At 65.7% G+C, this 21,648-nt stretch carries 9 protein-coding genes; 4 read left to right on the plus strand and 5 right to left on the minus strand.

Translation table 11 applies throughout. The features are described from left to right. Positions 1-5 precede the first annotated feature (5 nt). Together I9018_RS21975 and I9018_RS21980 are read right to left on the minus strand one after the other, a co-directional pair. Complete coding sequence (locus I9018_RS21975; RefSeq protein ID WP_241107505.1) at positions 6-1,040, minus strand: hypothetical protein; 1,035 nt, start codon at positions 1,038-1,040, stop codon at positions 6-8. 135 nt (positions 1,041-1,175) lie between these two features. Then, on the minus strand, positions 1,176-14,195 hold the full coding sequence (locus I9018_RS21980) for a non-ribosomal peptide synthetase (RefSeq protein ID WP_241107506.1): 13,020 nt from the start codon (positions 14,193-14,195) through the stop codon (positions 1,176-1,178). A 372-nt stretch (positions 14,196-14,567) separates the two neighbouring features. Between I9018_RS21980 and I9018_RS21985 the strand changes: the two genes are divergently transcribed. Continuing rightward, on the plus strand, positions 14,568-15,116 hold the full coding sequence (locus tag I9018_RS21985; protein ID WP_068585644.1) for an RNA polymerase factor sigma-70: 549 nt from the start codon (positions 14,568-14,570) through the stop codon (positions 15,114-15,116). A 36-nt stretch (positions 15,117-15,152) separates the two neighbouring features. Here the strand turns inward: I9018_RS21985 and I9018_RS21990 are convergent, their stop codons facing one another. The 3 genes from I9018_RS21990 to I9018_RS22000 all read right to left on the minus strand — a co-directional run bounded on the left by I9018_RS21990 (position 15,153) and on the right by I9018_RS22000 (position 17,116). Next, positions 15,153-15,509 (minus strand): pyoverdine biosynthesis protein, encoded by a 357-nt coding sequence (locus tag I9018_RS21990; RefSeq protein ID WP_068585641.1) that lies wholly within the window; start codon positions 15,507-15,509, stop codon positions 15,153-15,155. Positions 15,510-15,601: 92 nt separating this feature from the next. Continuing rightward, positions 15,602-16,396 (minus strand): transporter substrate-binding domain-containing protein, encoded by a 795-nt coding sequence (locus I9018_RS21995; protein WP_068585637.1) that lies wholly within the window; start codon positions 16,394-16,396, stop codon positions 15,602-15,604. A gap of 96 nt (positions 16,397-16,492) precedes the next feature. Then, positions 16,493-17,116 (minus strand): TetR/AcrR family transcriptional regulator, encoded by a 624-nt coding sequence (locus I9018_RS22000; protein ID WP_068585634.1) that lies wholly within the window; start codon positions 17,114-17,116, stop codon positions 16,493-16,495. 188 nt (positions 17,117-17,304) lie between these two features. Between I9018_RS22000 and I9018_RS22005 the strand changes: the two genes are divergently transcribed. The 3 genes from I9018_RS22005 to atuC are packed head-to-tail and all read left to right on the plus strand — an operon-like array spanning position 17,305 to position 21,594. Then, positions 17,305-19,095 carry an acyclic terpene utilization AtuA family protein gene (locus I9018_RS22005; RefSeq protein ID WP_241107507.1) on the plus strand — a complete coding sequence of 597 codons (1,791 nt, stop codon included), beginning with the start codon at positions 17,305-17,307 and terminating at the stop codon, positions 19,093-19,095. 9 nt (positions 19,096-19,104) lie between these two features. Then, positions 19,105-19,974 carry an SDR family oxidoreductase gene (locus tag I9018_RS22010; RefSeq protein WP_068595479.1) on the plus strand — a complete coding sequence of 290 codons (870 nt, stop codon included), beginning with the start codon at positions 19,105-19,107 and terminating at the stop codon, positions 19,972-19,974. 3 nt (positions 19,975-19,977) lie between these two features. Further along, entirely contained in the window at positions 19,978-21,594 is a 1,617-nt protein-coding gene (gene atuC / locus I9018_RS22015) for a geranyl-CoA carboxylase subunit beta (RefSeq protein WP_068585624.1), read from the plus strand. The last annotated feature ends 54 nt before the right edge of the window (positions 21,595-21,648 follow it).

Consider the following 21,648-nt stretch of genomic DNA (forward strand, 5'->3'; position numbering starts at 1 on the left):
CCCCGTCAGCCACGCCGGGCAATCACTGCGTCCACCTCACCTTCGAGCCCCTGCCCGATCAGGCACTGGCGCACCTCATCGCACCACTGTTCCTGGGGTTCATTGCCGGCCCAGGCCTGGGTCGCGCTGACGTAGTGCGGCCGATCGTCGAAAGCCTGGATCAGCACCCGGTTGAGGTTCTCGGTACTCAAGGCCTTGTTGCGCGGCGCCGCATCGCCACGCTTGTGCAACGAATCCATGACCCGTTGCCGATGCTCGAGGCTCGGCGTGAAATCGCGCGCGCGGGTAGCACTGAGGACGATGAAGGACGGCGCGAGATTTTCCGCGATGGCGGCCTGCAAACGGTAGTGCCCATCGATCACCAGGTAGGACGCCAGCCCGCCGACGTACCACAACAGCACCGGTGGCAGGCTGCCCTCCCGGGCCTTCTTGCGCCACCACTTGAGCCGCCCCGCCTGTGGATCGACGCGATGCAGGCCGATGAGCTTGCCGCCGCCGTGCCACCAGTCGATCCACTCCAGGGTCTGGGGTTGCAGGTTGTCGAGAAAGTCCTCGCCATACAGGAACCAGCTGGGCACGTGGGTCAACGGGTCGACCCTCGAGGTGAAGCGCCATTTGTCCAGGCCGTGGCCGGTACTGGACGGTTCCGGCACCAGGCCCTGGGCCAGCCAGTAACCAGGGGTGAGGAAGTGCCGGGCGCTGGCGCCCAGACGGCTGACGAAATAGCGGCTCCAGGCCTTGATCCGCAGCTCGGGCGCCAATGCCGCGTGCTGTTCGACGGTGGGTGAGTCGATGGGGGCGAGCAACCGGCATTCAGCGCCATCGGCCAGCGGCTTGCGCACCAGCCAGACACCGCCATGGTCCCGGGCAATGGTGGCCCAGAACAGCGGTGTGTCATGGTGCATCAGCTTGAACCGGGCATTCGCGCCGGTGCGCAGGTACAGCGGCTTGTCCGTGGCGCCGGGTTCGACCTCGACGCCCAGGCCGCTCCAGTGGCCCAGGGTGTCTTCGATATCGTGCCAGTAAAGCTGCTCTGCCATGGTTCCGGTCCTTGAATGAAAACGCCCGGCGCAGGTACGTGGACCTGGGCCGGGCGCGATCATAACAGAGGGCTTGAGGGGCTATTGGCCAACAGAACCTGACTGGCCAGCGAACAAGGCCCCGTCACCCTTGGGTCACAAGCCCTCCAGCTCAGCCATCAGGTCGCTCAGGCGATCGACCTTCTCCTCGCTGATTTCATTGGCCTCCAGTCCGTCGATGTAGGCCGCCAGCTCCTGCACCGTGCTGCATTCGAACATCGCCCGCAGTGGCACGTTGCGTTGCAGGGTCTTCTGTACCCGCGAGGCGATCTGGGTCGCCAGCAGCGAGTGCCCGCCCAACTCGAAGAAGTTGTCGCGCACCCCCACCCGTTCCACCTTGAGCACTTCGGCCCAGATGTCCACCAGGGTCTGCTCCAGCTCGCTGCTCGGGGCCAGGTAGTCCTGGCTCTGCAACTGGCCGATCTCCAGGGCCGGCAGGGCCTTGCGATCGAGCTTGCCGTTGGCGTTGAGCGGCAGGCGCGCAAGCCACAGCCAGTGCAGCGGCACCATGTACTCCGGCAACTCGGCGCGCAGGCGCGGCTTGATCCGCTCCAGGCGCTCGCTTTGCCCCAGGCCCGAATCGCTGGCAACCAGGTAGCCCACCAGGTGCTTGCCATTGACGCCCTCCTGCACCCCGACCGCGGCATCCCGCAGCTCCGGTTGTTCGTGCAGGCGCGCTTCGATCTCGCCCAGTTCGATGCGGTAGCCACGGATCTTCACCTGATGGTCGATCCGCCCGACGTACTCCAGCACGCCGTCGCTGCGCCGGCGTGCCAGGTCGCCGGTGCGGTACAGGCGTTCGCCCGCAGCACCGAACGGATGGGGCACGAAGGCTTGCACAGTGCGCAACGGGTCGCTGACGTAGCCACGGCCGACACCGGTACCAGCCACGCACAGCTCGCCCACCGCACCCAGGGGCACCAGCTCCAGGGCTTCGTCCATCAGGTACAACAGGTTGTTGTCGGTGGGCGTGCCGATGGGCAGGTAGCTGCCCCGGGTCGAGGCCAGGTCCACGCGGAAGAAGGCCACGTCGTCGGAGCACTCCGCCGGGCCGTAGGCGTTGACCAGGCCGATCTGTGGATAACGCAGCAGCCACTGGTGCGCCAGCTCCGGTGGCATGGCCTCGCCGGTGGGCAGCATCCAGCGCAGGCCGTCCAGGGCGATGGCGTCCTGGGCCAGCATGCCCTGGATCAGCGACGGCACGCTCTCCAGCACCGTGATGCCCTGCTCCTGGACATGGGCCAGGAGCCCCTGGGGATCATGAGCGATGGTATTGGGCACGATATCCACCCGAGCGCCGAACAGCGGCGCGGCAAGGAACTGCCAGACCGAGATATCGAAGCTCTGGGAGGCGGTCTGGGCGATCACATCGGCCTCACTCAGTTGCAGGTACGGCACCTTGCTCAACTGGTTGTTGAGCATGCCGCGCTGCTCCACCATCACGCCCTTGGGCAGGCCGGTGGAACCGGAGGTGTAGATCACGTAGGCGAGGTTGTCCGCACGGCTGTAGCGTCCGGGATTGTCCTCGCGCCCAGCCCCGGCCTGGACGTCTTCCCAGACCAGCAAGCGCGGACGACCGGCGCAGCCGAACTCGTCCAGCAGGGCCTGGGCCTGTTCACGGCAAGCCTGGGTACAGACCAGGATCGGCGTGCGACTGAGCTCGATGATGCGGCCCAGGCGCTGACCCGGCAGGCCCGGGTCCAGGGGCAGGTAGCCGGCCCCGGCCTTGAAGCTGCCGATGATCATGCCCAACAGCTCCAGGCCACGCTCGGCCAGCAGGGCCACCGGCTGGTCGAAGTCCACGCCCTGGGCCACCAGGGCATGGCCCAGGCGGTTGCTGCGCAGGTTCAACTCGGCATAGCTATGGCTCTGTTCCAGGCAGCTGGCGGCGATACGCTGCGGATGCGCGGCCACCTGGGCCTCGAACAACTCCACGTAGCTGCGCTCCAGCGGGTACTGGTGCTGGCTCTGGTTGCAACCGGCCAGCAGGAAATCACGCTCCTCCTCGCCCAGCAACGGCAGCTCGGCCATGTCGCCATTAAAGCCCTGCATCAGCGCCAGCAGCAGGCGCTTGAACTCGCCCAGCATGCGCTCGATGGTCGCCTGCTCGAAGTAGCGCTGGTCATAGGACAGGTGCAGCCCCAGGTCGTCCCCCGGGTAGCAGACGGCCGTGATCGGGAAGTTGGTGTGGGTGCGGCCGGAGTCCGAACTGGCGTTCAGGCTCTGGGCCCGGTCCAGTACCGAGACCTCCACCGGGGCGTTCTCGAACACGAACAGGCTGTCGAACAGCGGCTGGCCCTTGGGCAGCTCGCTGGTTTCCTGGATCGCCACCAGCGGCAGGTACTCGTACTCCCGCAGCTGCATGTTGCTATCCAGCAACTGGCCCAACCATTGGCGCACGCTGCAGCGCTGGCCATCCTCAGGCAACTTGACCCGCAGAGCGATGCTGTTGATGAACAGGCCGACGGTGCGCTGCATCTGCGGCATGTCCACCGGCCGCCCGGCCACGGTGACGCCGAACAGCACGTCACGGTCGCCGCTCATGCGCCGCAGGACCAGGGCCCAGGCCGCCTGGGCGAAGGTGTTGACGGTCAACTGGTGCTGCTGCGCCAGCTCGCGCAATTGCGCACCGTCCCGTGGATCGAGCCGGGTGTAGCAGTCGCCGACGATCATGCCGCCGCTGTCGCCGGCATGCTCGCGCAGGAACGGCCGGTCGCTAGGGATCGGCGTGGTGCGTTCGAAGCCCGCGAGATTCTGCCGCCACCACTGGCGCGCCTCGGCCAGGCTCTGGTGTTGCAGCCAGCCGATGTAGTCGCGGTAGCGCGGCGGTACAGCCAACTGCGCCTCGCGGCCTTCGCCCAGGGCGGTGTAGATCTCGAAGAAGTCGTTCATCAACAACGAGCGGCACCAGGCATCGATGAGAATGTGGTGGTTGCTCATCATGAACCAGTAGCGCGCGGCGCCGACACGGATCAGCCGCAGGTGGAACGGCGCCTGGTTGAGCAGATCGAAACCGGCCTCGCGCTCGGCTTTGTGCAGGGCTTGCAGACTGGCTTCTTGTTCAGCCTCCGGCGCATCGCTCCAGTCCAGGTACTCGATCGGCGTGCTGCCCGGCTTGTGGATAACTTGCAGCATGTCCTCGCCCACGTTCCAGCAGAACGAGGCGCGCAGGGCTTCATGCCGGGCCACCACGGCCTGCCAGGCCTGGGCGAAGCGCTCGGGGTCCAGTTCACTGTTGATGCGGTAGCGGTCCTGCATGTAGTAGAGACCGGTACCCGGCTCCAGCAGGGTGTGCAGCAACATGCCTTCCTGCATCGGCGTCAGCGGATAGACATCCTCGATCTGCGCCGCGGGTACTGGCAGGGCATCGAGCTGGGCCTGGGTCAAGCGCGCCAGGGGGAAGTCCGACGGCGTCAAGCCACCGGCATCATCCTTCAGGCAATGGGTGATCAGGCTCTGCAGCTCACCCAGGTAGGCCGCCGCAAGCTCGGCAATCAGCTCAGGGTCGAAGCGCTCGACGCTGTAGGTCCAGCGCAGCACCAGTTCACCACCGTAGACCTGGCTGTCGATGCTCAGCTCGTTGGGCAGCGGTGCCTCCAGGGCATGGGCCGGGCCGACTGATTCGTCCAGTGGACGCAGCAGCGCATCGCTACCGAAGCTCTGGTCGAACTGCCCCAGGTAGTTGAAGGTCACCGGCGCCAGCGGCAGCGCCGCCAGGGCCGCTCGGCAGGCGTCATCGGCCAGGTAGCGCAGCACGCCATAGCCCAGGCCCTTGTGCGGCACACCGCGCAATTGCTCCTTGATCGCCTTGATCGAGGCGCCCTGCCCGGCGGCTTCTTCTACCTGCAACGGCGTCAGGCGCAGCGGATAGGCGCTGGTGAACCAGCCCACGGTGCGGGTCAGGTCGATCTCGTCGAACAACGCCTCGCGGCCGTGCCCTTCCAGTTGCACCAGTGCCGAAGGCTGCCCGCTCCAGCGGCACAGCACCCGGGCCAGGGCGGTGAGCAGCAGGTCGTTGACCTGGGTGCGATAGGCCGCCGGGGCCTGTTGCAGCAGTTGACGGGTGCGCTCGGCATCCAGGGTCACGCTGTGGCTGCGGGCATGTTGGTGTTGCTGGCCACCGTCCGGCTGCAACCCTGGCAATTGCGCCGCCGGGCCGGCCAGTTGCTGTTGCCACCAGGCCAGTTCCTCGCGCAGCGACTCACTGCCGGCGTAGGCCTGCAAGCGGCTCGACCAGTCGCGCAGGGCGCTGGTCTTGGCCGGCAACTGCACGGCCTGGCCCGCCTCCAACTGGCGATAGACGTTCTGCAGATCCTCCAGCAGTACCCGCCAGGACACGCCGTCCACCACCAGGTGGTGGATAGCCAGCAGCAGCCGCTGCTCACCCTCCGGACCGTCCACCAGCACCGCGCGCAGCAGCGGTCCATGCTCCAGGTCCAGGCTGCGCTGGGCGTCGGCGAACAAGGTTTCGCAGGTCGCCATGGACGGCACCCGTACCTGCCACAGCAACGGCGCATCGGACAGCGGCAAGTACTCGGCGCGCCATTGTTCGTTGCTCTGGTTGAAGCGCAGGCGCAAGGCGTCGTGTTGTTCCACCACCGCCAGCAGTGCCTGCTCCAGGCGCTGGGCATCCAGGGGCGTTACCGGCTCCAGCAGCAGCGCCTGGTTCCAGTGCTGCGGCTGCGGGATGCGGCTATCGAAGAACCAATGCTGGATCGGGGTCAGAGGTGCCTCGCCGCTGAGCAGTCCTTGCTCGGCGCTGATGCGCTGGCTGCGGCTGGCCACTCGCGCCAGGGTCTGCACGGTCTGGTGCTGGAACAAGTCACGCGGGGTGAAATGGATGCCCAGTTGGCGGGCGCGACTGACCACCTGGATCGACAAGATCGAATCGCCGCCCAGTTCGAAGAAGTTGTCGTTGAGGCCCACTTGCTGCACGTTCAGCACATCGCACCAGATGCGCGCCAGGCTCTGCTCCAACTCGTTACTCGGGGCCACGTACTGCTGGCGATTGAGCTCCGGGTCCGGCACCGGCAAGGCCCGGCGATCGAGCTTGCCGTTGGCGGTCAGCGGCATGCTGGACAGCAGGATCAGGTGAGTCGGCACCATGTAGTCGGGCAACTGGGTCTTCAACTGCTGCTTGAGGGCTTCCCGCAGCTCGGCTTGCGCCGCCTCGTCCTGCCCGGCGACCTCGGTCACCAGGTAACCTGCCAGTTGCTTGCCCGATGGCGCATCCAGCGCCAGCACCACCGCTTCGCGTACCGCAGGATGATCCAGCAAGCGGGATTCGATTTCCCCCAGCTCGATACGGAAGCCGCGGATCTTCACCTGATGGTCGACCCGGCCGATGTATTCCACCTGGCCGTCGGCGCACTGGCGCACCAGGTCGCCGGTGCGATACAGGCGGCCGCCAGCGCCGCTGAACGGGTCGGCGACGAAACGCTCGGCGCTGAGGCCCGGGCGACGATGGTAGCCCTGGGCCAGGCCCGCGCCGCCGACATACAACTCACCGGTCGCGCCTTGGGGCACCAGCGCCAGGTCGGCATCGAGGATATAGGCCACCCGCGCACCGACGATGCTGCCGATGGGCACGCTGGCCACGCCTTCGGCCAACTGCTCCGGCGCCAGGCTGGCCAATGGCATGACCACGGTTTCGGTCGGACCGTAGGCGTTGAAGAACAGGCTCGGCTGGAAGGCCGCGCGAATGCGTTGCAGGTGCTCGCCAGTCAGGGCTTCGCCACCGGTAATGCACATGCGTACTGCCAGGGTTTGCTGCTGGGTCGCCAGGTGCTGGGCCAACTGGCTGCTATAGCTGGGGGTGAAGCCCAGGATGCTGACCCGATGCTGGCGGATCAGCTGGCAGATTTCCTCGGCGTCCCACTGGCCCTGGGCCCGCAACACCACCTGGGCACCGCTGAGCAACGGCACCAGCAAGCGCTCGGTAGCGGCGTCGAAGTTGATGGAATAGAAGTGCAGCTCGCAATCGTCGGCACGCATACCGAACCGGCGGATCACCGCCTGGCAGTGCATGGCGATTTCCCCATGGGAGACCACCACGCCCTTGGGCAGGCCGGTGGAACCGGAGGTGTAGATCAGGTAGGCCTGGTGTTGCGGCAGGCTGACCAAGGGCGGCTCGCTGGCCGGGTAGTCGGCCAGCAGTGCGCCGTCCTCCTCCAGGCACCAGCGCGCCACGCCTGCCGGCAGTTCGCCGAGAGCCTGGAACATCCGCGCATCGCTGAGCAGCAGGCCGATGCCGCTGTCCTCGATCATGTAGTGCAGGCGATCCAGGGGGTATTCCGGGTCCAGCGGTACATAGGCGCCACCGGCCTTGAGGATCGCCAGCAGGCCGATCACCATTTCCAGCGAGCGCTCCAGCGCCAGGCCGACCCGCACCTGCGGGCCCACCCCACGTTCGCGGAGCATCCAGGCCAGGCGATTGGCGCGGCTGTCCAGCTCGCTGTAGCTCAGGGTCTGGCCGGCGAAGGTCAGCGCCGGGGCATCCTGGCGAGCCCGCGCCTGCTGGCTGAACAACTGCTGGATGCATTGGTCCAGGCGCTGCTCGCCGGCTTCGCTGCCCAGGCTATCGAGCAGTTGGCGCTGCTCGTCCGGCTGCAGCAATGGCAGTTCGCACAGGCGCTGCGTCGGGTCGCCCAGCAACGCCTCCAGCAGGTTGCGCCAATGGGCAGCCATGCGCGCGATACGCGGCTCGTCGAACAGGTCGGTGCTGTAGGTCAGGCAGCAGCCCAGGCGCTGATCCAGGTCGGTGACTTCCAGGTTGAGGTCGAACTTGGTGGCCCGGGCATCGTTGACCAGGTACTCCACGGTCATGCCCGCCAGTTGCCGGCTCTGCTGGAACTCCCAGCGCTGGACGTTGCACATCACCTGGAACAGCGGGTTGTAGGCGGCGCTGCGCGGTGGTTGCAGGGCTTCCACCAGATGGTCGAACGGCAGGTCCTGGTGGGACTGGCCATCGATCACCGTCTGGCGTACCTGCTCCAGCAACTGGCCGACGCTCATCTGTCCATCCAGCTGGCAGCGCAGCACCTGGGTATTGAGGAAGGCACCGATCAGGCCTTCGCTTTCCGGGCGGATGCGGTTGGCCACTGGCGCGCCGATGCGCAGGTCGGTCTGGCCGCTGTAGCGATACAGCAGCACCGACAGGGCGGCGGTCATGGTCATGAACAGGGTCAGGCCCTGCTCGGCATTGAAAGCCCGGACCCGGGCCGCCAGTGCGTCGCCAAGGTCGAAGCGATAGAGCTCGCCCTGATGGCTCTGCACCGCCGGCCGTGGCCGGTCGCTGGGCAGCTCCAGCAATGGATGCTCACGGCCCAGTTGTTCTGTCCAGTAGTCCAGCTGGCGCTGGCGCTCGCCGGATTCCAGCCATTGGCGCTGCCACACGCTGTAGTCCAGGTACTGCACCGGCAGCGGTTCCAGGGGCGAATCGCGATCGTCGAGGAAGGCTTCGTACAGCGCTCCCAGCTCACGGGCGAAGATGTCCATGGCCCAGCCTTCGGTCACGATGTGGTGCAGGGTCAGGACGAAGTAGTGTTCCTGATCACCGGCCTTGACCAGGCAGGCCCGCAGCAAAGGGCCGGTTTCCAGGTCGAAGGGCTGGTGCGCCTCGCTGTCCGCCAGTTGCTGCAGGCGCTGTTGCCGCGCCTCGGGGGCCAGGGCCGAGAAGTCCTTCCAGGCCATGCGCAGGCCGGTGTCGGCATGCACCTGCTGGCGGGCCACGCCGTTGATGCTGGGGAAGGTGGTGCGCAGGGTTTCATGGCGCAGGATCAGCGCTTGCAAGGCCGCCTCGAAACGCCCGACATCCAGCACACCGCTCAGCCGTGCCATGCCGCCGACGTTATAGGCCGGGCTGTCCGGCTCCATCTGCCAGAGGAACCACATGCGCTGCTGGGAATAGGACAGCGGCACCGGTTGGCTGCGATCGACCTGGGCGATCGGTGGCTGCTGGTTGTGCGCCCCGGTCTCCTGGATCAGTCGCACTTGTTCGGCAAAGGCCCCCAACTCGCTGGCCTCGAACAGCACGCGCAGGGGCAACTCCACGTCGCAGGCCTGGCGAGTGCGGGAAATGATCTGGGTGGCCAGCAACGAATGGCCGCCCAGGGCAAAGAAATCGTCCGTCAGGCCGATACGTGGTTGGCCCAGCACCTCGCGCCAGATCGCCGCGATCTGCTGCTCCAGCGCGGTGCCGGGCTCGACATGCTCGCGCACCTGCCATTGCGGCTCGGGCAGCGCCCGGCGATCCAGCTTGCCACTGGGGCTCAGGGGCATGGACTCAAGGCGCACCAGCTGCGCCGGCACCATGTATTCGGGCAGCTCGGCGGCCAGGGCGGTTTTCAGGCGCGCGCTGTGCTGTTGTTCATCTTCTTCGTCGGCATGGGCCGTGTAGTAGCCGATCAACTGCGCTCCGGCCTGGGTCTTACGCACCAGCACCGCGGCCTGGGCTACGCCGTCCTGGGCGAGCAGGCGCGCTTCGATCTCCTGGGGTTCGACCCGGAAGCCCCGCAGCTTGACCTGCTGGTCGAGGCGACCGAGGTATTCCAGCACCCCATCGGCGCACCAGCGCACCCGGTCGCCGGTACGGTACAGGCGCGCCCCATCGGCACTCAGTGGATCGACGACAAACCGCTCGGCACTCAGGGCGGCCCGCCCCAGGTAGCCCCGGGCCAGGCCCTGGCCGCTGATGCACAGCTCGCCGGGTACTCCAGCCGGCAGCACGTTGAGTTCGGCATCCAGCACGCGGCAGATCACGTTGCCCAAGGGACGACCGATGGGCGAGCGCTCGCCGTCAGCCACCGCGCAGTGCCAGTGGGTGACGTTGATTGCGGTTTCGGTCGGGCCATAGCGGTTGTGCAGTTGCACGCCCGGCAGTTGTTCGAGCAGGCGATTGCGCAACTCGGCGGGCAAGGCTTCGCCACCGGAGAACACCCGGCGCAGGCTATGGCAGCCGGTGCTGAGCGGCTCATCGACAAACAGTTGCAACAGCGGCGGGACGAAGTGCAGCGTGGTCACGCCATGCGTCTGCACCAGTTGGGCGATACGGTGCGGGTCGCGATGCTCGCCGGGAGCGGCAATGAGCAAGCGGCAGCCGGTGATCAGCGGCCAGAAGCATTCCCATACCGATACGTCGAAGCTGATCGGGGCTTTTTGCATCAGCACATCGTCAGCCTGCAACTGGTAGCTGTCCTGCATCCATTGCAGGCGCTCCATCAGCGCGGCGTGGGTATTGCCGACGCCCTTGGGTTGGCCGGTGGAACCGGAGGTGTAGATCACATAGGCCAGGTTGTCGCCATGCAGGTGCAGGCCCGGGGCCTGGCTCGGCCAGTTGTCGAGCTTGAGGCTGTCCATGGCGATGGCGCTGACACCCTCGATGGCCGGCATGCGCTCGAGCAGGTGGGTCTGGGTCAGCAGCAGCTCGACGCCGCTGTCGCCAAGCATGTAGGCCAGGCGTTCGGCGGGGTAGTCCGGGTCCAGGGGCACATAGGCACCGCCGGCCTTGACGATGGCCAGCAGGCCGATCAGCAGTTGCGGCGAACGCTCGGCGGCGATGGCCACGCACACGTCGGGGCCGACCCCCTTGTCCCGCAGGTAGTGGGCCAGGCGGTTGGCCTGGGTGTGCAGTTCGGCAAAACTCAACTGGCCACCCTCCCACACCAGCGCGGTGCGTTCCGGGGTCAGCTGCCATTGTTCATGCAGGCGCTCCGGCAGCCAGCGCTCGGCCGGCGCACAGGGGGCCACGCTCCACTGTTGCAGCTGCTCGGCCTCTGCTTGGCTCAAGAGCGGCAGGTCGCCCAGGGCCGCCTCAGGTTGCTGGCAGGCATATTCCAGCAGGCTGATGAAGTGTCCGGCCAGGCGCTCGATGGTGGCCGCCTCGAACAGCTCGTCGGCGTAGTCGAAGGCCAGGCTCAAGCGTCCGTTGCGATCTTCCTCGGTGTGCAGTTGCAGGTCGAACTTGGCCTCGCGGCTGTGCCACGGCAGCTCTTCGGCCAGCAACCCGGGCAGGCGACGCAGGGCACTGAGGTCGCGTTGCTGGTGGTTGAACATGACCTGGAACAGGCCTTGCTCGCGGGCCTCGGGGAAGGCTTCCAGCAGCTGTTCGAACGGCAGGTCCTGGTTGGCCTGGGCGCCCAGGGCTGCCTGGCGAGTCTGTTGTAGCAACTCGGCGAAGGACTGACGCCCATGCAACTGGCCGCGCAAGACCTGGGTGTTGATGAAGAAGCCCAGCAAGCCCTGGGTTTCCAGGCGCGGGCGGTTGGCATTGGGCACCCCAACGCGGACATCGCCCTGGCCCGTGTAGCGGTAGAGCAGCGTCTGGAAGGCTGCCAGCAGTAGCATGAATGGCGTCACCTGCTGGGCCTGGGCCGCCTGGCGCACGGCCTCGCTGAGGTTTGCACTCAAGCGCTGGCCGTGGCGCGCAGCACTGTGCCGGACCTGGGCCGAGCGCGGATGATCGGTGGCCAGGCTCAGGGCTGGGGATTCATCGGCCAGCTGCTGCTTCCAGTAATCCAACTGGCGCTGGCCTTCGCCCTGGGCCAGCCACTGGCGCTGCCAACTGCCGTAGTCGGCGTACTGCAGGGCCAGCGGCGCCAGCTCCAGGGCCTGGCCCTGGGCGAAGGCCGCATACAGGCGCGAGAATTCGTCGATCAGCAGGTTCAGCGACCAGCCGTCGGCAATGATGTGGTGCAGGGTCAGCAACAGTTGATGTTCTTCATCATCCAGGCGCACCAGGGTCGCCCAGTACAAGGGGCCCTTCTCCAGGTCGAACTGGGTGTGGGCCTCATCCTCGCGGATCTGCCGGGCCCGGGCTTCGCGTTCGGCCGGCGGCAGGTCGCTGATGTCGATCAGTTGCAGGTTGAACTCGCAGGGCTCATCCACCTGTTGCAGGGCTTGGCCATCTCGCTCGAAGAAACGCGTGCGCAGGGCTTCGTGACGCTCGAGCAGTTGCTGGAAGCTGGCACGCAGGGCGTCTTCGTCCAGTTCGCCACGCAAGCGCAGGCCACCGGGAATGTTGTAGGCGCTGCTGCATGGGTCCAACTGCCAGGTGATCCACAAGCGATTCTGGGCCAGGGATTGCGGCAACGGCTGCTGGCGCGACAGGGCGTTGATCGCACCCTGGGCACTGCCACCGTCCTGCTGCAAGCGCGCAACCTCGGCGCTGAACGCCGCCAGGGTCGGGGCCTCGAACAACAGGCGCAGCCCCAGTTCCAGGCCCAGCTCCTGGCTCAGGCGGGCCATGACCTGGGTGGCGGCGATGGAGTTGCCACCCAGCAGGAAGAAGTGATCGTCGGCGGCCACCGCAACGCATTGCAGTTGCTCCTGCCAGATGCGCCCGATCAGGGCCTGCAATTCATTGCCTGGCGCTTCGCCGGTGGCGTCCTGGCTCGGCGTCGAGGCATCCGGGAACAGCGCGTAGTAATCCAGGCTGCCATCGGCCAGGCGAGTACGGCAGGCCGAGCGTTGCAGCTTGCCGCTGGAGGTCTTGGGCAAGGCCCCGGGATTGAGCAGCACCACCACGCTGGGCGCTTCCTGGCAGGCTTCGGCGACCGCCTGGCGAATGGCCTTGATCAGCGCCTCGGGCGGTAGGATCTTCTGCACGCTGCGGCTGATTTCAGCGGCGATGCCAATGCCTTCCTGGCCCTGGTCGGTGACCGCGAACGCCGCCACCCGGCCTTTGCGCACCACTTCCACTTCGCGCTCGATGGTCTTCTCGATGTCCTGGGGATACAGGTTGTGCCCGCGCACGATCAGCAGGTCCTTCAGGCGCCCGGTGATGTACAGCTGGCCATCGCGCATGAAGCCCAGGTCGCCAGTGCGCAACCAGGTGCGGCCGGCGTGCTGGACGAACGTCTTGGCGCTCGCTTCGGGGTTGCGCCAGTAACCATGAGCGATGCTCGGCCCGGCGGCCCAGACTTCGCCGATGCGGTTATCGGGCAGCTCGCAAAGCTGCTGCGGGTCCATCAACAGTACCGCGTGCTCCGGCTGGCTGAAGCCGCAGCTCATCATCGCGCTACCCTGCCCCGGTTCGGCACGGTTCTGCGCCAGGGCCTGCTCGTCCAGGTGCAAGGCCGGGATGCCCTGGCCCCGCACGCCACCCGCGACGAACAGGGTGGCTTCGGCCAGGCCATAGGACGCCAGGAAGTTATCGGCAGTGAAACCGCAGGCACTGAACTTCTCGGCAAAGCGCTCCAGGGTATCCAGGCGGATCGGCTCCGAGCCGGAATAGGCCACGCGCCAACCGCTCAGATCGAGGCGTTCCAGGGCCGACTCACTGACCCGCTCGCTGCACAGGCGGTAGGCAAAGTCCGGGCCGCCACTGATGGTGCCGCCGTATTCGCTGATGGCTTCCAGCCAACGCAGGGGCCGCCCCAGGAAATAGGCCGGGGACATCAGCACGCAGGGCACGCCACTGAAGATCGGTTGCAGCAGGCCGCCGATCAGGCCCATGTCGTGGTACAGCGGCAACCAGCTGACGATCACATCGTCCGGATTGAGGTCGATGCCGAAGCCGCGGCGGATCAGCATCTCGTTGGCCACCAGGTTGCCATGGCTGACCTGCACGCCCTTGGGCAAGGCCGTGGAACCGGAGGTGTATTGCAAGAAGGCGATGTCATCGTCCGCCAGCTCGACGGGCTGCCAGCCCTCGGCCAGGGCGCTGTCCAGGGTATCGACGCACAACAGTTGCGGCGCCCCCTCGGCCTTGAGCTCGTCCATCTGCAACAGGGCCTCACGCAGCCCGGCGCTGGTCAGCAGCAGCCGCGGCTCGGCGTCGGCCATGATCGAGATCAGCCGCTCCTGGTGATGGCGCCGGGCCGACTCTGGCGGATAGGCCGGCACCGCGATCACCCCGGCATACAGGCAGCCGAAGAACGCCGCGACGTAGTCCGGGCCACTGGGGAACAGCAGCACCGCCCGGTCGCCGAACTCGGCATCGGCTTGCAGGGCCGCGGCGATGGTGCGCGCCCGCAGATCCAGGTCCCGGTAACTGAGGACCACGTTCTGCTCCTGGTCTTCGGCGAGGAAACGCAACGCCACTTGATCAGGTGCCAGGACCGCCCGGCGTTGAAGGGCTTGGGCCAGGGTACTGGGGAGTTCGAACGCGTCCGTCATGGGTTTTCCTGCCAGGATTGTGCTTGCAATGGAGAGCGGCCCCTGTCCTGGCATGCCCTGATAACTATCGACGAATCAGACAGTTACAAGTGGACCATGGATCTCAGGAAGGCGCCGTGGCCGGGTCTGTTACCCGGAATCATTCTCCAATGGGAACGGATGACGTCTTGAAATAATTAGTCCGCATCCTGCTCTGCAAACCCTGCTTGGGAACGGAGGCGAGCACCCGTTCGCAATTTGTAAATCAGGAGAGCATTAGTTCTTTTTCTCAATTGACAATCATTATCATTCAGCCTAATTTGTCGCTCGATGTGTAGGACGCGTCTGACGCTTCAGTAGTCCCACTACCCTCTTTGCAACAAGGTGATTTCCATGACGGAACAAGTATCCACAAGCAGGTGCGATTCACCGTTACTCCAGGCATTTGTCGATAACAGGCTGATCCTGGTCAAGATTGCAGCGCGTATCACCGGCTGCCGGTCACGAGCTGAAGATGTGGTTCAAGACGCGTTTTTCCGCTTGCAATCGGCACCGCAAATCACCTCCTCGTTCAAGGCTCAGCTCAGCTATCTGTTCCAGATCGTGCGCAACCTGGCCATCGATCACTATCGCAAGCAGGCGTTGGAACAGAAGTATTCGGGCACCGAAGAGGAAGGTTTGAACGTAGTCGTCCATGGCGCCTCACCTGAAACCTCCCACATGAACTTCTCTACCCTGGAAAATATCGCCGATGCCTTGACCGAGCTGCCAACCCGCACTCGCTACGCATTCGAGATGTATCGCCTGCACGGCGTTCCACAGAAGGACATCGCCAAGGAACTTGGTGTCTCGCCGACCCTGGTGAACTTCATGATTCGCGATGCACTGGTGCATTGCCGCAAAGTCTCGGGTAATCGCCCCGATACCTTCGCCCGTCGCTGAGCCGCGACCGATGCCGGGCTACCCGGCCAATGCCGTTCATCCCTCGAGCAGGCCGCTCTGCCCCAAAACCCGCAAGGCCGCGCGCTTGTGCAGCAGATCAAACTCCCGCTGGCAGTACCGACAACGGTCAGGCCCGGCACAAGCGGACTCATGGACAAACGCCGGGGGCCCTTCGCAACCCGGTGGGTCCAGGTACAAGGCGTGGACCTGGGCCGACAACCAGAATGCCAACCGTTCCTGCCGTGCCGCTTCGGCGGCCTGGATCTGGATGGAGGGTTCCTGGACGCTGTTCGCCCCTGGCTGGAACAGCGCCTGGCGGGCGGCAATCCCATCGATACCAACCACCATGCTGGCGCGCAGTGCGTCAATGTTCAGCGGGTTCACAAGGGCCATGACCAGATCACCGTCGGTTGGACAATCAACCAAGTGACGTGGGCCATCGAAGAAAATTTAGCCCGCCCGGCCGAACCGCGACAATGTCGGCCTCAGGCCTGAGGCACAGGCGAGACCACGATGCGGTACGGATCGAAGATCTTCAGCAACTGGCCGCTCTCGCGCAGCTTTTGCAGCAACCCGGCAAAGTCCTGGGCCGTGATAGGCGCGTTGGGACGGATCAGCGTGTAGTGGTGGTAGACCTGGTCGATCCGCTCGGAGATCAGCAACTGGTCGGTGCTGTCGATATTGCGTGCCAGGAAGTCGCTGAGATAGGAACGGGTCACCAGGGCGATATCCGCCCTGCCCCGCAGGACCATCAACAGGTTGCTGTCATGGGAATAGGTCAGCGTGGCGTCATAGGTGTCGGTGAGATACTTGGGGTCGGCGTTGAACTGGGCAAAGGCATAGTGATAACCGCTGAACAGCGCCAGGCGCTTACCCTTGAGATCGGCGAAATAGTCCTGGCCACGCCCGGGCTGGCGCTGGGCGACGAAGATCTCCGCATCCTCGAGCCCCATGTCGACGCTGGTGTGTTCGATACCCTGCCACCCCCAGGCCGGGTTCTCGAAGATCGCCATGTCCACCCGGCCCTGCTGGAAATCCCGGAATCGGCGGGGAATGGAGGTAGGCACCAGGACGAACTGATAATCGCTCTGGGACTGGTTGAGAGCCTCCACCAATTGCGGCAGCAGGCCGGTGTCGGCCCCGGTTTCAGGGCGCACCGTATAGGGTGGGAAGTGCGCCGCGGCGACCCGTACCAGTTGCGCCGGGAAAACCGGGCCGATCCAGAGTGTTGCCAGCGCCAGCAAGAGCATTCGCAAGGCCGATCGCAACGGCAAGGACATCAAGGCAACACACCTCGGACAAAAGAATAGGGATGCCGTAAAGCTAGGCGTTTTCAGTTACGGAGACAATCTCGCAACCGACAATTAATCAGCGCGTCAATGCTCCTTGAGCACCAGCAACAAGGCTTCCTGGGCCAATTGCTCCAGGCTCATGCTGCCCTCGGCGCGAAACCAGGTAGTGGTCCAGGACAGGGCGCCGGTGAGAAAGCGTCGGGTGATGAACACATCGCCCTTGATGAATCCTGCCTCCTTGGCCTCCCCCAGTACCTGCAGCCAGATCTGCTCGTAGACGTCGCGCAGGGCCAGGACCGCCGCCTGGCCTTCGGCCGACAGCGAACGCCACTCGTAGACCAGCACCGCCATGGCTTCGCCGCTGCCCCCCATGATCGACTGCAATTCGCAGCGAATCAGTGCCAGCACGCGCTCGCGCACGCTGCCGGCCTCGGCCAGCTCGGCGCGCATCAAGGCCGTGTTGTAGTGAATGGTTTCCTGCATGACCGCCCGCAGGATGTCGTCCTTGCTCTTGAAGTGGTGGAAGATGCTGCCGGACTGGATACCCACCGCACTGGCCAGGTCGCGCACGGTGGTGCGTTCATAGCCCTTGTTGCGAAACAGGTGCGCTGCCGTGCGCAACAACTTGCCCCGCGCACTATCGGGATCGGTCACTTGCCCACTGGCGATCAGCTCGCGTACTACCTGCTGGGCCTTTTGCTCGTCCACCGGTGTTCTCCTACCTTCACTTCATCGATAGCCCTGGGGCCGGGCCCGTTAAAACCGGGCATGCGCGCGCAATTTAAGCTCCTCACGACCCCCAAGCAAGCGCTTGGGTAGAAGAATAGATCAAGGCATTTACAAACCAAGCGCTTGCTTGGTAGCCTCCGTGCAGTTCTTTTCTAGAGAGCCCTGCCATGACCAAGACCGTACGAATCGGCTGCGCCAGTGCCTTCTGGGGCGACACCAGCAGCGCCGCTGCACAACTGGTACAAGGCGCTCGCCTGGACTACCTGGTGTTCGACTATTTGGCCGAAATTACCCTGTCGATCATGGCCGGGGCGCGCATGAAAGATCCTGGCGCAGGCTATGCCACGGATTTCGTCGAAGTCCTCACCCCGCTACTGGCCTCGATCCATACCCAGAAGATCCGCGTCATCAGCAATGCCGGTGGGGTCAACCCCCAGGCTTGTGCCGACGCGTTGCGCGCCGCCTGTACCAAGGCCGGCGTACCGCTGAAGATTGCCGTGCTGCTGGGAGACGACCTGCAACCACAGCTCAAGGAGCTGGCCGGCGCCGGTATCGAGGAAATGTTCACCGGCGCTCCACTGCCCCCCCTGTGCGTCTCCACCAACGCCTACCTCGGTGCCCCGGGAATAGTCGGCGCCCTGGAACTGGGGGCCGACATCGTCATTACCGGGCGCGGGGTCGACAGCGCCGTGGTCAGCGCCGCCCTGGTGCACGAGTTCGGCTGGTCCTGGCAGGACTACGACCGCCTGGCCCAGGCCGCCCTGGCGGGGCACATCATCGAGTGCGGCGCGCAGTGCACCGGTGGCAACTTCACCGATTGGCGCGACGTACCGGACTACGAGCACATCGGCTTCCCCGTGGTGGAGGTCCAGACCGACGGTCGTTTCGTGGTGAGCAAGGCACCCGGTACGGGTGGCCTGGTCAGCCCGCTGACGGTGGGCGAGCAACTGCTGTATGAGATCGGCAACCCCCAGGCCTACCTGCTGCCGGATGTGATCTGCGATTTTTCCCAGGTGCAATTGCGCCAGGAAGCGGCCGACCGAGTCAGCGTCCAGGGCGCCCGGGGCATACCCCCCAGCCATCAATACAAGGTCAGCGCCACCTACCCGGACGGTTTCCGCTGCACCGCCAGTTGCCTGCTGGCCGGCATCGACGCGGTGGCCAAGGCCCGTCGGGTCAGCCAGGCGATCATCGACAAGACCAGCGAGATGTTCAGCCAGCGCGGCTGGGGCCCCTACAGCGAAGTGAACATCGAACTACTGGGCAGCGAGGCCACCTATGGCCCCCACGGCCAGCGCCAGGACAGCCGCGAAGTGGTGATCAAGCTGGCCGTGCGCCATCCGAACAAGGCGGCCCTGGTGCTGTTCTCCCGGGAGATCGCCCAGGCCGCCACCGGCATGGCCCCGGGCCTGACCGGCATCGTCGGCGGGCGGCCGACGGTGTACCCGGTGATCCGCCTGTTCTCCTTCCTGCTGGACAAGGACCGTTGCCACCTGGAAATCGACTTCGCCGGCCAGCGCCATGCCTGCTCCCTGCCAGGGCCCGAGCCGCTGGACCCAGGCGCCCTGCCCGTTCCCCACCCGCTGCCCAGGCCCCAGGGCCAGGCCGATGCCAGCGTGCCCCTGGTCAAGCTGGCGGTGGCCCGTTCCGGCGACAAGGGCAACCACAGCAACATCGGGGTCATGGCCCGCCACCCCGACTACCTGCCGTGGATCGCCGAGGCCCTGGCCCCGGAAGTCCTGGTGGACTGGATGAGCCATGTGCTGGACCCGGTCCACGGCCGGGTCCAGCGCTGGTACCTGCCAGGCACCCACAGCCTCAACTTCCTCCTGGAAAACGCCCTGGGCGGCGGTGGTGTCGCCAGCCTGCGCATCGACCCCCAAGGCAAGGCCTTCGCCCAGCAACTGCTGGAAATCCAGATCCCGGTGCCCCAGCGCATCGCCGACGCCGTCAATTAAGGAGCTGCCGTGGTGTACGACTCGATCTTCAAAACGCAATTGTTTGCCGGCCAGACCATCCTCGTCACCGGCGGCGGCAGTGGCATCGGCCGTTGCACCGCCCATGAGCTGGCGGCCCTGGGCGCCCGGGTGCTGCTGGTGGGGCGCAAAGCGGAAAAACTCCAGCAGGTCGCCGGCGAGATCGCCGAGGACGGTGGGCTGGTGGACTGGCAGGCCTGCGACATCCGCGACGAGGAGGCGGTCAAGGCCCTGGTCGGTGAACTGATCGAGCGCTTTGGCCCGATCCATGGCCTGGTGAACAACGCCGGCGGCCAGTACCCGGCGCCACTGGCCTCGATCAACCAGAAGGGTTTCGAGACCGTGCTGCGCACCAACCTGGTGGGCGGTTTCCTCATGGCCCGGGAAGTGTTCAACCAGTCCATGAGCAAGCACGGCGGCAGCATCGTCAACATGCTCGCCGACATGTGGGGCGGCATGCCCGGCATGGGTCATTCCGGCGCTGCGCGCTCGGGAATGGACAACTTCACCAAGACCGCCGCCTACGAATGGGGGCATGCCGGGGTACGGGTCAACGCCGTGGCCCCGGGCTGGATCGCCTCCAGCGGCATGGACACCTACGAAGGCGCCTTCAAGGCGGTGATTCCCACCCTGCGCGAGCATGTGCCGCTCAAGCGCATCGGCAGCGAATCGGAAGTCAGCGCGGCCATCGTGTTCCTGCTCAGCCCCGGCGCGGCCTTCATCAGCGGCAGCACCTTGCGCATCGACGGCGCCGCCAGCCTCGGCAGCCGCGCCTGGCCCCTGGGCAAGGCGCGCAACAGCCACTCGTACAACGGTTTTCATCGGGCCTACCTGCCCGATGTGCTCAAGGGCGAGGAATAAGCCATGCCGGTGATCCAATCCCAACTCGATCCCCACAGCGCGCAATTCGCCCAGAACCACCAGGCCATGCTGGCCGGCCTGCAACAGCTGCGCGACATCCAGCAACACCAGTTGGACAAGGCCGCCGAAGCCAAGGCCAAGTTTGAAAAGCGTGGGCAGTTGCTGCCCCGGGAGCGCCTCAACCTGCTGTTGGACCCGGGCGCACCGTTCCTCGAACTGGCCGGCCTGGCCGGCTACAAGCTGCACGACGACAAGGACGGCAGCCAGGCCGGTGGCGGCCTGATCGCCGGCATCGGCTATGTCTGCGGGGTGCGCGTGCTGGTGGCGGCCAACAACAGCGCGATCAAGGGCGGCACCATTTCCCCCAGCGGCCTGTACAAGTCCCTGCGCCTGCAGCAGATCGCCATGGAGAACAAACTGCCGGTGGTGACCCTGGCCGAAAGCGGCGGCGCCAACCTCAACTACGCGGCGGAAATCTTCATCGAAGGTGCGCGCAGCTTCGCCAACCAGGCGCGGATGTCGGCCATGGGCCTGCCGCAGATCACCGTGGTGCATGGCTCGGCCACGGCTGGCGGCGCCTACCAGCCCGGGTTGTCGGACTACGTGGTGGTGGTACGCGGCAAGGCCAAGCTGTTTCTCGCCGGGCCGCCCTTGCTCAAGGCCGCCACCGGCGAGGTCGCCACCGACGAACAGCTCGGCGGCGCCGAAATGCACGCCCAGGTTGCCGGTACCGCCGAGTACCTGGCGGAAAACGATGCCGACGGCATCCGTATCGTTCGCGAGATCGTCAGCCTGTTGCCCTGGAATGCCCAACTGCCGACACAGCCGCCCAGGACCTGGAGCGAACCGTTGTACCCGATAGAGGAACTGCTGGGGCTGGTTCCCGACGACCCGAAGAAACCCTACGACGCCCGGGAAATCGTCGCGCGCCTGGCGGACGGCTCGCAGTTCCTGGAATTCAAGGGCGAGTTCGATGCCCAGACGCTCTGCGGTCACCTGCAGATCCAGGGCCGGGCCTGCGGTTTCATCGGCAACAACGGCCCGATCACCCCCCAGGGCGCGAGCAAGGCCGCGCAGTTCATCCAGCTTTGCGACCAGAGCCAGACACCGCTGCTGTTCTTCCACAACACCACCGGTTTCATGGTCGGCACCGAATCCGAGCAGCAAGGGGTGATCAAGCACGGCTCGAAGCTGATCCAGGCGGTGGCCAACGCCCGGGTACCGAAGCTGACCATCGTGGTCGGCGGCTCCTACGGCGCCGGCAACTATGCGATGTGCGGCCGCGGCCTGGACCCGCGTTTCATCTTCGCCTGGCCCAATAGCCGTACCGCGGTGATGGGCGGCGCCCAGGCCGGCAAGGTGCTGCGCATCGTCACCGAGGCCAAGCACGCCAAGAACGGCCAGGAGGCCGACCCGAAGATGCTCGACATGCTGGAGCAGGTCACCGCGCAGAAGCTCGACAGCCAGTCCACCGCACTGTACGGCAGCGCCAACCTGTGGGACGACGGTCTGATCGACCCGCGTGACACGCGCACCTTGCTGGGCCTGCTGCTGGACATCTGCCATGAAGCCCAGGTGCGCCCGCTGCAACCCAACAGCTTTGGTGTGGCGCGGTTCTGATCGCGCAGAACGGCCCGCAGGTAGTGGGCCACAACGATCCGCTGGTGACGTCAC

This window comes from Pseudomonas sp. MPFS (genome assembly GCF_022537035.1).
GTDB lineage: Bacteria > Pseudomonadota > Gammaproteobacteria > Pseudomonadales > Pseudomonadaceae > Aquipseudomonas > Aquipseudomonas sessilinigenes.

Bases quoted from the DNA above. Each gene is read 5' to 3' on its own strand.
- I9018_RS22005 (WP_241107507.1), top strand. From the start codon at position 17,305: ATGACCAAGACCGTACGAATCGGCTGCGCCAGTGCCTTCTGGGGCGAC.
- I9018_RS21975 (WP_241107505.1), bottom strand. From the start codon at position 1,040: ATGGCAGAGCAGCTTTACTGGCACGATATCGAAGACACCCTGGGCCAC.
- I9018_RS21980 (WP_241107506.1), bottom strand. From the start codon at position 14,195: ATGACGGACGCGTTCGAACTCCCCAGTACCCTGGCCCAAGCCCTTCAA.
- atuC (WP_068585624.1), top strand. From the start codon at position 19,978: ATGCCGGTGATCCAATCCCAACTCGATCCCCACAGCGCGCAATTCGCC.
- I9018_RS21990 (WP_068585641.1), bottom strand. From the start codon at position 15,509: ATGGCCCTTGTGAACCCGCTGAACATTGACGCACTGCGCGCCAGCATG.
- I9018_RS21985 (WP_068585644.1), top strand. From the start codon at position 14,568: ATGACGGAACAAGTATCCACAAGCAGGTGCGATTCACCGTTACTCCAG.
- I9018_RS21995 (WP_068585637.1), bottom strand. From the start codon at position 16,396: ATGTCCTTGCCGTTGCGATCGGCCTTGCGAATGCTCTTGCTGGCGCTG.